The sequence below is a fragment of the Pseudoalteromonas sp. GB43 genome (assembly GCF_054923805.1).
On sequence record NZ_JBPCHJ010000001.1, the window covers coordinates 3,157,915 to 3,171,327 of the forward strand.

At 41.5% G+C, this 13,413-nt stretch carries 12 protein-coding genes and 4 tRNA genes; 13 read left to right on the forward strand and 3 right to left on the reverse strand.

Annotation, left to right across the window (positions count from 1 at the left end; genetic code table 11):
- The first annotated feature begins 14 nt into the window (after positions 1-14).
- The 10 genes from ACRWSG_RS15075 to ACRWSG_RS15120 all read left to right on the forward strand — a co-directional run bounded on the left by ACRWSG_RS15075 (position 15) and on the right by ACRWSG_RS15120 (position 7,711).
- Positions 15-90 (forward strand) — tRNA-Glu (locus ACRWSG_RS15075).
- A gap of 169 nt (positions 91-259) precedes the next feature.
- Positions 260-335: transfer RNA gene (locus ACRWSG_RS15080), tRNA-Glu, on the forward strand.
- Between the two features lie 169 nt (positions 336-504).
- Positions 505-580, forward strand: a tRNA-Glu gene (locus tag ACRWSG_RS15085).
- Positions 581-838: 258 nt separating this feature from the next.
- Positions 839-914, forward strand: a tRNA-Glu gene (locus ACRWSG_RS15090).
- Between the two features lie 309 nt (positions 915-1,223).
- A complete protein-coding gene (locus ACRWSG_RS15095) occupies positions 1,224-2,171 on the forward strand; it encodes an HlyD family secretion protein (protein ID WP_462166627.1) in 948 nt (315 codons plus the stop codon).
- Positions 2,168-3,094 carry an ABC transporter ATP-binding protein gene (locus ACRWSG_RS15100; RefSeq protein WP_462166629.1) on the forward strand — a complete coding sequence of 309 codons (927 nt, stop codon included), beginning with the start codon at positions 2,168-2,170 and terminating at the stop codon, positions 3,092-3,094. Before ACRWSG_RS15095 ends, ACRWSG_RS15100 begins: the two co-directional genes overlap by 4 nt.
- 2 nt (positions 3,095-3,096) lie before the next feature.
- Positions 3,097-4,245: an ABC transporter permease gene (locus ACRWSG_RS15105; protein WP_462166957.1), complete on the forward strand. Its 1,149-nt coding sequence runs from the start codon at positions 3,097-3,099 to the stop codon at positions 4,243-4,245.
- A 101-nt stretch (positions 4,246-4,346) separates the two neighbouring features.
- Positions 4,347-4,559, forward strand: coding sequence for a hypothetical protein (locus tag ACRWSG_RS15110; RefSeq protein WP_462166630.1), 213 nt, complete (start codon positions 4,347-4,349; stop codon positions 4,557-4,559).
- A gap of 42 nt (positions 4,560-4,601) precedes the next feature.
- Positions 4,602-5,477: a sugar ABC transporter substrate-binding protein gene (locus ACRWSG_RS15115; protein ID WP_462166958.1), complete on the forward strand. Its 876-nt coding sequence runs from the start codon at positions 4,602-4,604 to the stop codon at positions 5,475-5,477.
- Complete coding sequence (locus tag ACRWSG_RS15120) at positions 5,474-7,711, forward strand: HAMP domain-containing hybrid sensor histidine kinase/response regulator (protein WP_462166631.1); 2,238 nt, start codon at positions 5,474-5,476, stop codon at positions 7,709-7,711. The genes ACRWSG_RS15115 and ACRWSG_RS15120 overlap by 4 nt, the downstream gene beginning before the upstream one ends.
- A gap of 10 nt (positions 7,712-7,721) precedes the next feature.
- On the opposite strand, the gene gloA is transcribed toward ACRWSG_RS15120, so the two are convergent.
- A complete protein-coding gene (gloA, locus tag ACRWSG_RS15125; protein ID WP_462166632.1) occupies positions 7,722-8,120 on the reverse strand; it encodes a lactoylglutathione lyase in 399 nt (132 codons plus the stop codon).
- A 219-nt stretch (positions 8,121-8,339) separates the two neighbouring features.
- A complete protein-coding gene (locus ACRWSG_RS15130) occupies positions 8,340-10,247 on the reverse strand; it encodes an aminotransferase class V-fold PLP-dependent enzyme (protein ID WP_462166634.1) in 1,908 nt (635 codons plus the stop codon).
- 253 nt (positions 10,248-10,500) lie between these two features.
- Between ACRWSG_RS15130 and ACRWSG_RS15135 the strand changes: the two genes are divergently transcribed.
- The 3 genes from ACRWSG_RS15135 (at position 10,501) to ACRWSG_RS15145 (ending at position 12,750) form a co-directional block, all read left to right on the forward strand.
- Positions 10,501-12,036: a S10 family peptidase gene (locus tag ACRWSG_RS15135; protein WP_462166635.1), complete on the forward strand. Its 1,536-nt coding sequence runs from the start codon at positions 10,501-10,503 to the stop codon at positions 12,034-12,036.
- A 187-nt stretch (positions 12,037-12,223) separates the two neighbouring features.
- Entirely contained in the window at positions 12,224-12,448 is a 225-nt protein-coding gene (locus ACRWSG_RS15140) for a type II toxin-antitoxin system ParD family antitoxin (protein ID WP_054553697.1), read from the forward strand.
- A gap of 5 nt (positions 12,449-12,453) precedes the next feature.
- The gene (locus ACRWSG_RS15145) at positions 12,454-12,750 is read left to right on the forward strand and encodes a type II toxin-antitoxin system RelE/ParE family toxin (RefSeq protein WP_138602595.1); all 297 of its coding nucleotides are present in this window, start codon (positions 12,454-12,456) and stop codon (positions 12,748-12,750) included.
- Between the two features lie 23 nt (positions 12,751-12,773).
- Here ACRWSG_RS15145 and nth read toward each other — a convergent pair whose 3' ends face one another.
- The gene (gene nth / locus ACRWSG_RS15150; RefSeq protein WP_462166636.1) at positions 12,774-13,406 is read right to left on the reverse strand and encodes an endonuclease III; all 633 of its coding nucleotides are present in this window, start codon (positions 13,404-13,406) and stop codon (positions 12,774-12,776) included.
- Positions 13,407-13,413 lie beyond the last annotated feature (7 nt).

Here is a 13,413-nt window from a genome sequence, read left to right on the forward strand (position 1 = left end):
GTGACACATCATGTGTCCCCATCGTCTAGAGGCCTAGGACACCGCCCTTTCACGGCGGTAACAGGGGTTCGAATCCCCTTGGGGACGCCACTTATTCAAGTAGGTTATGTGTAGTGGGGCGGTGAACACCGCGCAATCTATGCACGACGTTATCAAGAGTACGAATCTCTTGGGGACGCCACTTACTTTAAGTGTTGTGTTATTAAAAGCTCGTCTGAATCGAGTCTAACTATTCAGTTGTCCTAGTGACACATTTTGTGTCCCCATCGTCTAGAGGCCTAGGACACCGCCCTTTCACGGCGGTAACAGGGGTTCGAATCCCCTTGGGGACGCCACTTATTCAAGTAGGTTATGTGTAGTGGGGCGGTGAACACCGCGCAATCTATGCACGACGTTATCAAGAGTACGAATCTCTTGGGGACGCCACTTTCTAAAAGTGCTGTGTTATTAAAAACTCGTCTGAATCGAGTCTAACTATTCAGTTGTCCTAGTGACACATTTTGTGTCCCCATCGTCTAGAGGCCTAGGACACCGCCCTTTCACGGCGGTAACAGGGGTTCGAATCCCCTTGGGGACGCCACTTATCTAAGTAGGTTATGTGTAGTGGGGCGGTGAACACCGCGCAATCTATGCACGACGTTATCAAGAGTACGAATCTCTTGCTGAAGCCACTTACTTTAAGTGATGTGTTATTAAAAGCTCGTCTGAATCGAGTCTAACTATTCAGTTGTCCTAGTGACACAGAAACTTTCTGTTTAAGCTAAGGCCATTCGCCTCGCAGGCTCGGTCTCATCTTACGCAGAAATAGCAAATCAGTGATTTGCAAACCAATTTCTGCGTCCCCATCGTCTAGAGGCCTAGGACACCGCCCTTTCACGGCGGTAACAGGGGTTCGAATCCCCTTGGGGACGCCACTTATTCAAGTAGGTTATGTGTAGTGGGGCGGTGAACACCGCGCAATCTATGCACAACGTTATCAAGAGTACGAATCTCTTGGGGACGCCACTTACTTTAAGTAAGTAATGTATTGGAAAGACTATCTTTTAAATATCATTTCAAATATAACTAAGATTTTTCAATTTAAGATTCCTTATTCCCCATATATCTTTACGATATAGACTCCATATATTTCTAAAACTTTAATTCCTATAGATCACTTTTACAGATCATTTTAATACTTTATAGTATCTAGCAACTCATCAGCTAACCATAAGGAAATTAAAATGTTAGCTAAACGTGTTGTACTCATACTAATTTCTTTAGTCATTACTGCTTGCTCAGACTCAAATGAGGGAGTAGCGCTAGGAACGCTTGAGCGTGAGCGTGTGATCCATCCTGCAACGACTAACGAAATACTGATCGATTTACCCGTTTCAGCAGACCAGTTGGTCGAAAAAGGGCAGGTGATTGCAAAGTTTGATGCCGAACTACAACAAGCGATTGTTGCTAAAGCACAAGCTCAATTAGCTCAAGCCACTGCATTTCTTGAAAAAACCTTGAATGGTGCTCGCCCCGAAGAAGTTGCTGCCGCATCAGCCAAAGTAGCAGCAGCCAATGCTGCATATACGCAAAGCGAAGCTAATTTTCGCCGTGCAAAAACCTTAGTTAAAGATAAACTCGCAAGCCAAGAAACCTTAGACAGTGCAACCGCTGCACGCGATGAGACTTTCGCTAATTTAGAATCAGCAAAGCAGAACTTAAATGAATTAACAAATGGTTCTCGCGTTGAAGATATTAATAGTGCGAAAGCGCAAGTTCAGGCGGCAGAAGCAGAACTAAAAGTACAGCAAAAATACCTCTCAGACCTGACAATTAAAGCGATGCGTGCTGGCAGGGTCGATAATTTACCTTGGCACGTAGGTGAGCGAGTTACCAAAGGCAGCCCAGTCGTTATCGTTCAAGCAAACAGCGCACCTTATGCGCGCGTATATATCCCTGAACCATATCGTGCCAAGCTCAATCAGGGCATGACACTTACGGTTCGTGTCGATGGCATAGATAAAGATATACAGGGTGAACTGACCTGGATTGCCTCAGAGCCTGCGTTCACGCCTTTTTATGCCCTTAATCAGGAAGAACGTGCGCGATTAATGTATCTTGCTGAGGTAACACTACCCACTAGTGAAAATAATTTACCGACAGGCGTACCTGCTCAAGTGATTATGCCATGACTGAATCGGTGATCCATGCCAAAGGTTTGGTAAAACAATTTGGCGATTTAAAAGCGATTGATAACCTTGATCTAGACGTTGAGCAAGGGCAAATTTATGGCTTTTTGGGCCCTAATGGCTGTGGTAAAACGACTGCAATCCGTATGCTTACAGGGTTATTGAAGCCAACCTCTGGTGATATCAATGTGCTTGGCTTGAGTCTGCCAAAAGATGCTGAAAAGCTCAGAACACAACTCGGTTATATGACGCAAAAGTTTTCACTTTATGGTGACTTGACCGTACTTGAAAACCTAAAGTTCATGGCGGCGCTTTACCCGTTTAAAAAGCAGCAAAAGCAACAAAGAATTGACGAATTGCTCCATACCTATGCCCTTGATCAAAGAGTCGATCAAGTGGCCGGAAGTATGAGTGGGGGCCAACGGCAGCGCTTAGCATTAGCTGCTGCAGTGATTAATAAACCGAAAATTTTATTTCTTGATGAACCAACATCGGCAGTCGATCCACAAAATCGCCGTGACTTTTGGGAAACACTGTTTGATTTAAGTAATGCCGGTACCACGATATTAGTTACCACTCATTACATGGATGAAGCCGAGCGTTGTCATCGTTTAGCCATTTTAGAATCTGGTATTAAACGCGCGGATGGCTCTCCAAAGCAATTAATGACAGACATGCACGCTCATGTTGTAGAAATCGCAGGGGCGCAAACCAGAGAATTAAAAAAACAGCTCGCAACAATCGAACATGTTATTTCAGCCACTCAGCTAGGTGCACAGCTGCGAGTATTAGTAAAAAAAGATGTTCAAGATCCCGTTGAGTTCATAAAACAGCAATCATTTTGTCAGGATACGTGGCAAGTAAATAGTGTGCGTCCAAGCCTTGAAGACGTGTTTGTCACCTGCACAGGGCAGGGCCGACAATGAGTATTGTGACTTCATTAAGCCGTATAAAAGCAATTGTAAGCAAAGAATTATTACAATTACGTCGCGATAGAATGACCTTTGCGATGGTGGTGATGATCCCCCTTATCCAACTGATTCTATTTGGTTACGCTATTAACACCAACGTTAAAGATATCCCTGTTGCAGTGGTCGATCATAGTCAAACTGCGCTCAGTCGCATTTTAGTACAAACAGTATCGGCGACAAATGTGGTTAAAGTGACAGATTATTACGACAGTATAGAGCAGGCACAAACAGCAATCGCGAGCGCGAAAGTGCGGGCTGTGCTGTTTATACCCCACGATGTGGCAAACCGACTTGCCCAGCACCCAACAGTGGGTTTTGGTTTGCCTGATGGCAGTAATGAGTCGTTAGTCATGTCAATTGCGCATTGGTTAGTTGACGGCTCAGATACAATGGTCGCGTCGAGCATAAAATCGCTGCGCAATATGCCGCTTGCAGAGCTTCTCGATAAGCCTGCGAATAGAACGTATCCGACCTTTGAGACGACCTTATTTTATAACCCAGAGCAACGCTCTGCAGTGAATATTGTGCCAGGTTTAGCTGCTGTTATTTTAACCATGACGATGATTATGTTTACCTCTGCAGCCATTGTTAAAGAGCAAGAGCGAGGTAATATGGAGCTCTTAATCACCTTACCGTTAAGCTCACTTGAATTAATGATTGGTAAAGTGGTGCCTTATATCTTCATTGGTTTTATTCAGTTATTTATTATACTAGGTATGGGTAAGCTCTTGTTTCATATTCCTTTTGGAGGTGGTTTAGTCGCATTGGTTGTCGCAACCTTTGCGTTTATATGTGCCAGTTTAGTGCTTGGCTTAGTCCTTTCAACCATCGCTAAAAATCAGCTTCAAGCAATGCAAATGACAATTTTCATTCTGTTACCCTCGATATTATTATCAGGTTTTGTATTTCCTTATGAAGGCATGCCAAAGGCAGCGCAATGGCTTGCTGAGTGCCTACCCGCAACGCATTACCTGAGGTTAATACGTGGAATCGTGCTAAAAGATGTCAATCTAATAAGCATGAGCAGTGATTTACTTTGGCTGTTAGCCTTTACAATTTTGGGCTTGGCTGTGGCTGCATTTAGGTTTAAGAAAACCCTTGATTAGGCTAGGCAATTTAAGGCATATGTGCTTAACTAAAGAGTAATTTCAATTCTTTTTGAGTAGATGTAAGCGTGTGGCGAGTATTTTGGGTGGCGTTGCTACTAGTGACGTTTGATTGCTATGCAGCAACGATAAACCTAGCCCATACCATGAAGCATGAGCACTTTAATGAGCTGTTAAGTGCACTTGCTGAGCAAAGTGGCTTGACGGTTAATTCTGTATTGGTTGACCAAAAGGCGCTAAAAGTCAGGCTGGTGCAAAATACCAGTACCAGCACCTCAACAGACGTTGTTATTGTACCTGCTGATCATTTATAATTTGATAAATATGCCAACTACAGCGTTATCCCAGACTCACTCATAGCTGATACCACAGACAAGCGAACCTTAGAAACTGCAAAGCTAAACAACAAGCTCTTAGGTATACCCATCATTCAAGGCAATCACCTGTTACTTTTTTATAATAAGCAGTTTGTTAAAGAGCCAATAGAAATTTGGCAGGATATATACCGAATTCAATCATCATTGCCTGAAAAAGTGAAACTCGTTACATGGAGTTTTATGGAAATGTATTGGTTTATCCCGTTCTTATCGGCTTTTAATGGCGACCTAATTGTAGATAACCATGTTCAGCTTAATACACCAGCAATGCAATCGGCTCTCAAATTTGTTTGGGATTTAAATAAACAAAATTTGGTTGATAGACAGTGCGATTACACTTGCTCAAATAATGCATTTAAAGCGCAGCAAGCTGCCTTCACCATCGATGGAGCTTGGGCATTAAAAACGTATGAGCAAGCGCTTGGTGATAATTTAGCTGTGCAGCAATTGCCGAAACTTAATGGTGAGTATATGCAGCCTTATTACTCTACCTTTGTGTTGGCATTTCCAAATGATGGCTTAAATGGCGTTAATAAAGACAATTTGATCAAATTTGCTAAATTGGTTCAAGCAGAAAAATTTCAAACAATGATTTGGCAAAAGCTTCAAGATATCCCCGTTAATACTGAGGTGTTAAATAGTTTAAAATCACAACAAGGCACAGAGTTAGCAACCTTAATTGAAGCGATGCAATTTACAAAAGCGATGCCTTCAACCGCATCGATGATCATCGTATGGGAAGTATTAAATAAAGGATTTATTCGCTATGGCAGTGGTGCCTTAACTGCTGAGCAAGCGGGGCTTTTTATGCAAGGGTTGGCAGAGCGTTCGATTGCCAATGAAGGGGATGAATGAGTAGTCCACGCTTTAGCCGCGCCTTATTTATCAGTGTATTACTACTGGTCATTATTCCCCTACTGATCCTTGCAGGTTTGATGATTGGGCGCTTCTATTTAAGCTCAATTGACCAAGCAAATACGAGTTTGCAATGGCAAGCTAGAAATAATGCAGCCAGTCTTGAACAACTCTTATTTAAGCTTGAGAAAAATAGCCAATTACTAAGTAGCACTAAAGCGATAACTGAGCTGCCAAATAAAGTGGTGTACTCACAGTTCGCGCTTGTGCAGTTACAAGAGTTTGTTGCCCAAAACCCACAAATTAACGCATCAATTGTTATTGATAATCAGGGGTTTATAGTTGAAGGGTATCCGATTACTTCTTTAAATTTGAACTATAAACTCACTAAAAGCATTCTCGACAGTGCTCAAACATCAACAGAGCAAAACACAATTCAAATTATCGATAACCCACAAGTCACTGAGCTACTCGCACCTTTGCAGGCAAAACAAAGTGCTTTACTGGCAATTACATCTAAGTTGTTACATGAGCAAGATTCTCTCAGTGAGCCAATAATTAAAACGGGCGTGTTAGTGTCTTTTGTGCCTTTATCAGAGGCGTTAAAGTGGCTTGCAATACATAATGAGCAACCGGTTTATCAAGCGGGTAAGCAGGTACAAATTACAGCACAAGATAACATTTTATATAGCTTGGGCGATGCTGGCGATAACGGCAAATTAATGGGGCAGGCCTCAATCAGTAATGTTTTTTTTGCAGGTAAGCCAACCAGTTTACAGTTCCAAATTAATGAAGCAAAAACCACCTACACCAGCGCTGTAAAGCAAACGGCCATATTAGCTGGGCTGCTAATCGTAGGACTCTCTATTTTTTCATTTACCTTAGTGCGCTGGCTGACGGCACGGCTCCATAACCCGCTAAATCGCATTACTGCTCTTAGTCGTGAATATGCGTTAGGTAATTACAAACAAGATACCGACGATTTTCATTATCAAGAGTTTAAAGATATTGCTGATTCGCTCAGCAGCATGGCCGATACCATTGATATACAAATTACTTCATTGCAATTAGAAAAACTTCGCGCTGAGCGCTCTGAGCAAGTTAAAAGCCAATTCTTAGCCAATATGAGCCATGAGATACGCACTCCGATGAATGGTATTGTGGGCTTTTTGCAGCTACTCAATAAAAGCACGCTAACACGAGAGCAAGCAGAGTTTGTAAGGCAAATTAATAACTGTAGTGATGTGTTATTAACCGTGATTAACGATATTCTCGACTTTTCAAAAATAGAGGCCAATAAAATAGAGCTCGAGTCGCGACAATGTGATTTAGTCGCGCTTTGCCATGACCTTATCTTACTATTCAAACCGAGTTGTGATGCCAAAGGCGTTGGCTGCCGGCTTGACGTCTCCCCATTACAATCGCTGAATGTTGAATGTGATGAAATACGTGTTAAACAAGTGCTGATTAACTTGCTCTCTAACGCCGTTAAGTTCACCCATCAAGGAGAGATCGTTCTTTCGCTTATTCTGCAAAGCCGAGATGAACACCAGACAGCCGTCGTGTTATCGGTAAAAGATACAGGCATAGGTATCGCTGAAGATAAAATAACGGCCTTGTTTAATCCTTTTGTTCAGGCGCAAACTAGCACAACTCGTGAATATGGAGGGACCGGTCTTGGGCTTGCCATCAGTAAAGGAATGATTGATTTGATGGGTGGCACTATTGCTATCGACAGTGATCTTGGGAAAGGCTCCGAGTTTACGGTTAATGTTAATTTTAAATCACTAAACCCACAGGACGCTAGTGCAAAAGTACACCAATCAGATGAAGACACTCAGTTCGATTTTAAAGCCGTCGACAAGCCAATATTAATTGCTGAAGATAACCCGATTAACCAAATTGTTATCACTAAGTATTTAACTCAATTAGGTCTAAATTATGAATTGGCAGAAAATGGAAAAATTGCCTGTGAGAAAACCCTAACACAAAACTACGCATTGATTTTAATGGATATTCAAATGCCGGTGATGGATGGATTAACTGCCAGCGAAAACTTACTTGCAAGGCCAGATTTTGATACGCCGATTATTGCCATCAGTGCTAATGCGATGAAAGACGACATCGAAACAAGCGCAAAAATTGGTATCAGTGACCATATCGCAAAGCCAATTAATTTTACTGAACTTGAAAAAGCACTCGCAAAATGGCTATCTCAGCAATCGCCGAAATAGCCGGTATGAATCAAAAAGTGTTGTTATCTTTTTTCTGAATTAACTCAATTGCATAACCATCTGGGTCTTTAACAAATGCAATTTCAGTTGTGCCGCCTTTTACAGGACCCGGCTCACGACTCACATTACCGCCAGCAGCTTTAATGTCTTCGCAGGCTTTATAAATATTATCAAACTCGATAGCAATATGACCGTATGCATTACCTAAATCATAGCTGTCTGTATCCCAGTTATAAGTAAGCTCAAGCACAGTCGAATTTTTTTCGTCACCATAACCGACAAAAGCAAGGGTGTAGCGGTACTCTTCGTTGTCTGCACGGCGCAGCTCTTTCATACCTAATACCTGCGTATAAAATTCAATTGATTTATCTAAATCAGCAACGCGAAGCATTGTGTGTAATAAGCGCATTTTAAGCATCCTCTTTCTTGTCTTTAAATTCGCACAATTTCAATAACGCAGCATGGTACAACGCTGCGCATTAAAATTATTAAAAATGGATTATAAGTTATTTCGATTGCATGCACAGTAGCATTGAGACAAAGCGTTTGATATGAAAACAGTGATGTTATGCAGCAATGAAAAGAGACTGCTGCATAACAATGAGGTTTTTGCGGTATAAATGAAAGCTTAGCTTTTCACTTTACCTTTAAGTACATAAATTTCGCCATCAAAGCTCCCTTGAATTGTCAGACCTTGTCCCGCCAATTCCTTAAGATATTCGATATGCTCATTAGTGATATGTTGCCCCGGCACTAACAGTGGGATACCAGGAGGATAAGGTGTCACTAATCCGGCACAAATTCGGTTGTTACTTTTGCTAATTGGTATAGATTCACGTTCGCCATAGAATGCCTCACTAGGAATACAGGCTAAGTCAATAGCGGGTAGATTCTCTGGTAGGCGTGTGCGTCTCATTGAAGTGGCAAGTTTTACTTTACCGCTATCGAGTTTCTTCAGCGCATTGTAAAGACGAATGATCTTTGAGCGTGTACCACCAAGAGTCAATAAAACTAAAATGGTGCTGTGTGTGTATTTTTCTATTTCAAGGCCAATTTCATCTAATAGGAATTTATGAATATCCTTTAATGAATAAGGTAACTCGCTAATATCGATAAGGATCTTCAATGGGTCGTGACCCATGTTATCGCCACTAAAATGTGGGAATATGTCCATGAAATCTTGCTTATCGAGCACTTTAATATGTTTCAATGAAGCCATTTGCTGCTTAAACTCAGCAACGTGATTCAGCAGGGCATTTAGTAATTTATAACCTTCCATTTCTAATTGCTTTTGGCATACATCCAGCGAGGCAATGAGCTGATATTTTGGTGAGGTACTGGCGTAAATACTGTAGATCTCACGAAAGAAATCGGCATCGAAATCAGGGTCATTAACATGAATATAAGACGCCTGAGAGAACGCTGAAACCACTTTATGTGCCGAATGGGTCACATAGTCTGCGCCAGCATTTATCGCTGAGTAGTGGCGTAAACTTGGATGGAAAAGCGAGTAAGCAAACCACGCTTCGTCGATAAACACTTTAATACCGTGCTGATGTGCAAATTCAACCACTTGTTTTAAATCGCTAAGCAGACCATCGTAAGTACAGCCGGTTAAAACCAGTAATTTAGCATCGCTATTTTGCTCAATCGCTTGCTTAATGTCAGCCAATGAAGGGGGCGCGAAGATACCATATTTAGGATTTAAAATACTCGATAAGTAAATTGGTAAACTAGCCGATTGCAAAATGCCGTAATGTACTGATTTATGGCAGTTTCGGTCGATGATCACCTTATCGCCTTTACGTAGTAAAGTTTGCAAAATAATCTTATTTGAAGTGGATGACCCATTGGTAACAAAGTAGGTATGTTTTACTTCAAATGTTGCCGCCGCTGATTCTTGAGAGCGATTTATGGTGTTGGTGCTGTCTGATAATGAGCCAAGCGAGTCGACAGAAACCGACAGGTCGCCAACAAATACGTTACGGCCATAAAACTGATAAAAGTCTTTAATATACGGAGAATTTCTAAAGCTAGCACCGCCACTGTGACCAGGTGTGTGCCATGAATCGTTCGATTCACCCACATAACGACGGTAGGCGGTCCAAAATGGCGTTTCTGAACGGTCATCAAAGTCATTGATCATATAGCCCAAGATTGCTTCGGGGTCTGAAATGACCTCATCTTTAAAAAAGAAAGATTCAATTTCTTCTGACTCGTTAACTATCTCCAAGCCTTTCGTATCGTCACCAATAACATAAACAGGCAGTTCTAGGCGTATGCCTTTTAATTGCTCGATAAAACGGCTATAGGTGCGCTCGCCATTGTTCAGTACATCCCAACTAAGTACTACAGCTTGAATATCGCCATCTTCCTCTACATATTTCAACGCCTGCTTGAGCTCTATGCACTCGATAATGTCGATATCAACATCACTTCGTTCAAAATTAGGGATTGTTTTTGCTAGGTTCGTTGAAAGCTCTTTTAAGGTGGCAGGATCTTGTTCAATTAACAAGATACGAAGTAATGGTAACATAGCAACTCATATAAAAAATTTCACATTACTCAACAGCATAACGAAAGGATGGAAGCTTGTGAAATGATTACGCTGATATTTTTTGTTCCGATACTGATTATACTTTTTTCGTGTTAATCGCAGATAGTTGAAATTACATGTTCTTACTGTAAAAGTAATGCTTAAGTAAAAGGTTAATTGAGCACTCTGCGATAAAAGCACTCAAGCCAGATACAGATAAAAATAAAGATAAACATGCTAGGGAGAATAAAACATGGCGTATGTTGCCAATTTCAAAACTGTAGTCATCTCTACATTGTTTGCGTTTTGTACGAGCGCAGTTAATGCAGATGAAGTCTCAGATTCAAACAATAAAAAGTCGATACCCGAAGCCACTAAATTTGTGACCCAGCATAAAGGCACCTTTAATGGTACAAAGCTGAAATACCAAGCTGTAGCCGGTGAAACTTATTTGTTAAACAAAAACGAAGAGCCTAAAGCTGCTATCTTTTCGTTTGATTACCTAGCTGCAGATGACAACAAGAACAGACCCGTCACATTTATCTGGAATGGTGGCCCGGGCTCATCGTCTAATTGGTTACATATGGGCGCTTATGGTCCGAAACGAGTCGTGGTACCAAGCGATGCAACGGCTCCTGGATTGGCTCCTTACGAATTAAAAGATGCGCCTGAGACGATACTTGATGTGACTGATATGGTGTTTGTGGACCCTGTTGGTACAGGTTACTCGCGCGCCTTAGGTGACACTGACAGCAAAGCCTTTTGGGGCTTGAATCAGGATGCATCTGCTATTGCTGATTTTATTGCCCAGTGGCTAACAAAAGAAAACCGCTGGAATGCGCCAATATTTTTATTGGGAGAGAGCTATGGTACAACTCGAGCAGCAGCGGTTTCTAAAGTACTGATGGATAAACACCTGATTAATGTAAATGGTATTATTTTTGTGTCACAGGCCTTAGACTATCAAGGTTCAAGCCCTTATGTTGATGACAACATCATTTCTTACATCACTTACATACCCACACTTGCTGCAACTGCTTGGTATCATAAAAAAGTAGACACATCAGGAAATTTTGAAGCGTTTATAGATGCGAGCCGACAATTTGCAGTTGATGAATTACTACCAGCCTTATTTAAGGGGAATGCCCTTAGTAAAGCTGACCGAAAGCAAATTGTTGACGGCCTTCACCGTTATACAGGGCTAAGCAAACAATATATTGAGCAGGTTGATTTACGCATTAACGCCTTTAGATTCGCTAAAGAGTTATTGCGTGATGAGGGCGTCGCAGTAGGCTTTCTTGATGGACGTTATAAGCTTGATGAACGAGACGATTTAACAGCAGCTCCTAAGCAAGACGCGTCAAAAGTGATAGGACCAGCATATAAAGCGGCACTGATGAAATACATGCGCACAGATTTAAACGTACAGTGGAAAAGAAAATACCTAAACCCAGGCGATCCTGAGTTATCAGATAACTGGCGCTGGCGCACAGCTCCTGATGGACAAGGCTGGGAGCCAAGGTACGTCAATACAGCGCCAGATTTATCTTATGTGCTTCGCAGCAATCCACAAATGAAAGTGATGGTCGCCTCTGGTTATTACGATATTGTCACGCCATTTTTTGATGCTGAATACACCTTAAATAGACACGGTATATACGCTGATAAAATTGACTATCACTATTATCACGGCGGTCACATGATGTATGTTCACGAACCAGCAAGAGTGGCGCTGTTAAGAGATACGCGAGAATTTATTAAAAAGCAGGTGAGCCAAAACCCACGATAATGACTAGGAACATTGTGCCAAACCCTGTGTTAGGCACAATGCGCAAAGGGTGTGATAGAAAAGGTTAAGAACGTTACACATATAGTGCCTATCAAGGATTAACCATTGGTGCATATCGACCATATTTGTTGCCAATGTTTGCCAATATCTGCCATAATCAAAGACTGTAAATATATAGGAATTAACTATGGCAACTTTAAATATCTCTATTCCAGATGAAATGCGCTCATGGATTGATGCCCAAGTTGAGTCAGGTCGATTCTCAAATGCAAGTGATTATATCCGCGATTTGATCCGCCATAATCAGAGTGAAAAAGATGCTATTAGAATGGCATTAGTAGAGGGTGAGCTAAGTGGTGAGAGTGAGTTAACGGTTTTAGATATTATATCCAAATCCAAAAACAAAACTTAAAGCGAATGGCTAAATATATTCTCTCTAATAAAGCTCAGTATGACTTGGAGCGTATTTTTCAGTACACCGAAATTGAATTCGGTGTTTCTCAAGCAGAAAACTATTTAATTGGAATTCATGAAACGCTAATGGCTTTGTCTACTGAGCCGAGCCTTGCTCAAGATGTTAGCGATATCAAGCCAGGATATTCTCGGTATATATTTAGAAAGCACTACATCTTTTTTAAAAAAAGAGCCAACGATATTTTCATTGTGAGAATTCTGCATCAACAAATGAAGGTTCAACTACATCTAACAAGCTAATGCAGGTCAGCAATAATACTTAATTACTCTGTCTTTTCTTTAAACTCACACAAATCTTCGATAATACAGCTGCCGCATTTAGGTTTACGAGCAGTACACACATAGCGGTCATGCAGGATTAACCAGTGGTGTACATCGACCTTAAATTCTTTAGGTACCACTTTTTCTAGTTTTTGTTCTACAGCCACCACATCTTTACCCATGGCAAACTTAGTGCGGTTTGAAACGCGAAAGATATGGGTGTCTACAGCGATAGTCGGCCAGCCAAAGGCACAGTTTAAAACAACATTCGCGGTCTTTCTGCCAACCCCCGGTAATGCTTCGAGCGCTTCACGATTCTCTGGTACTTCTGAGTTATGTTTATTGACCAGAATCTCACACATTTTATAGACATTATTGGCTTTAGAATTAAACAAACCAATGGTCTTGATGTAATCACGAAGGCCTTCAAGGCCTAAATCAAGAATCGCTTGAGGCGTGTTAGCAACAGGGAATAGCTTACGGGTTGCTTTATTAACACCCACATCTGTAGCTTGTGCTGATAAGGTAACCGCAACTAATAACTCAAACGGGCTTGAATATTCAAGCTCTGTTTCTGGGTGCGGGTTTTGCTCACGTAGACGAGATAAGATCTCATAGCGTTTTTCTTTATTCATGGTGGCG